Genomic DNA, 738 nt, shown 5'->3' on the forward strand with positions numbered 1-738 from the left:
GTAAACAAAGATCCTTGAATCAGGTTAATTTTCTTTGCTATAGTAGGGTTTTTCTTTAAATAATTCCTTACTTTTCCTGCAAATATACTTATCAAAATAAAGATAACTAAACTTTGTATCAAGGATAAAATTCCATAAATAAGCATTTGTTTTGTCACATTTCCGTTTGTGTAATTAATAAACTGAGGGAGAAAGGCTAGAAAAAATAAGGATACTTTTGGATTTAAGAGATTACTTATAACAGCTTTTCTATATAAAGACTTGTAGCTTATTGAATTTTCATCATTAAGATCAAGTTGCGAGTCTTTTTCTCTAAAAGATTTGTATGCTAAGAATAATAAATATGCTGCTCCGGCATATTTGACGATTGCAAATACTATAGCCGATTGATAAATGATAGCCGTAATTCCAAGTGTTGCAGCTGTTATATGGAAAATGAGACCTGTAGAAAGTCCTAGTGCAGTTAAGATCCCTGCCTTTTTTCCGTTTGATATGCTTTGAGCTAAAACAAATAAATTGTCCGGACCTGGTATAAGTGTAAGTAATATAGCTACACCTAAAAAGGATAGTATAGATGATAAGTCCATGTTATTCATCATCCCTTCCTTAAAAATTTTATGCTTCATTATAACAGAAGAAAGAAGAAAGTAGTTGATTTCATTGCCGATAATACCTGTTATGTTAACTGGATATAAATATATTAGTAATTTTTTCTTTAGATAATCGGTAATATATTTA

General features: G+C 29.7%; 1 protein-coding gene. It reads right to left on the bottom strand.

From position 1 onward, the window contains the following. Positions 1-587: LysE family translocator (locus AC1DRF_RS30780; protein ID WP_477742672.1), on the bottom strand; the 587-nt coding region annotated here is incomplete at its 3' end. Positions 588-738: the final 151 nt, after the last annotated feature.

The sequence above is a fragment of the Priestia sp. P5_B4 genome, assembly GCF_056400385.1.